General features: G+C 70.4%; 1 protein-coding gene. It reads right to left on the reverse strand.

What is annotated here, in order from left to right; translation table 11 throughout:
- Positions 1-1,167 (reverse strand): beta-ketoacyl synthase N-terminal-like domain-containing protein (locus ABZ348_RS34710; RefSeq protein ID WP_358940011.1); only part of this gene is annotated, 1,167 nt, incomplete at both ends.

Genomic DNA, 1,167 nt, shown 5'->3' on the forward strand with positions numbered 1-1,167 from the left:
CAGCGCCTGTACCGCCAGATGCAGCGCCACCAGGGACGAGGAGCAGGCGGTGTCCACCGTGACCGCCGGCCCCTCCAGACCGAAGGTGTACGCCACTCGGCCCGAGGCCACACTGCCGGCGCTCCCGCTGACCAGATAGCCTTCGAAGCCGTCCGGGGCCTGCGGAGCCTGATGGAGACGGGCCCCGTAGTCGTTGTACATCACCCCCGTGAACACTCCGGTACGGGAACCGCGCAGCGTACGGGCGTCGATCCCGGCGCGCTCGAACGTCTCCCAGGCGGTCTCCAACAGCAGCCGCTGCTGGGGGTCCGTGGTCAGTGCCTCACGCGGGCTCATGCCGAAGAACCCGGGGTCGAAGTCGGCCGCCCGGTGGAGGAAACCGCCCTCACGTGCGTATGACGTCCCGGCCCCCGCGCCTTCCGGATCGTAGAGGCCCTCCAGATCCCAACCGCGATCGAGAGGGAAGCCGGAGACGGCATCGGTGCCGGTCGAAACCAGGCGCCAGAGGTCCTCGGGGGAAGCGACGTCACCGGGGAACCGGCAGGCCATCGCCACGATCACGATCGGATCGTCCACCGCCTTCGGCAGGCTACCCACCGGATCGGAGACAGTGACCTGCGGCGCTTCGGTCACCGTCCCCAGCAGTCTCCGCAGCAGTTCGGAGGCGAGCGCGCCGGGGGTCGGGTGGTCGAAGACCAAGGTGGTGGGCAGTCGTAGCCCGGTCGTCGCGGCGAGCCGGTTGCGCAGGTCCACGGCCGCGAGCGAGTCGAAGCCAAGGTCGGTGAAGGCACGATCGACCGCAACCGCATCGCCGTCCGCATGTCCCAGCGCGGAGGCCGCCGTTCCGCGTACCAGCGTCAGTACGTCACGTTCCGCATCCTGTGCCGGCAGGGCGGCGAGCCGGGCGCCGAGCCCCGCCGGGGTGGCGGCGGCGGCTCCGACCGCGCGTCTGCGTGTCCCGCGCACCAACGACCGCAGGGGCGCCGGAACGACTGCGCCCGAACTCTCCAGAGCCGACAAGGAGAATCGCGATGCCGCCAGGACGGCGTGCCTCGCCTCCGTGGACGGCAGGGCCAGTGCGGTGTCGAAGAGGTGGAGTGCTTCGGTGGTGGTGAGGGGTTGGATGCCGGTGCGGGTGATGCGTTGTTGTTGGGTGGTGTTGAGGTG

The organism is Streptomyces sp. NPDC005963 (assembly GCF_040638655.1).
Classification (GTDB): Bacteria; Actinomycetota; Actinomycetes; order Streptomycetales; family Streptomycetaceae; genus Streptomyces.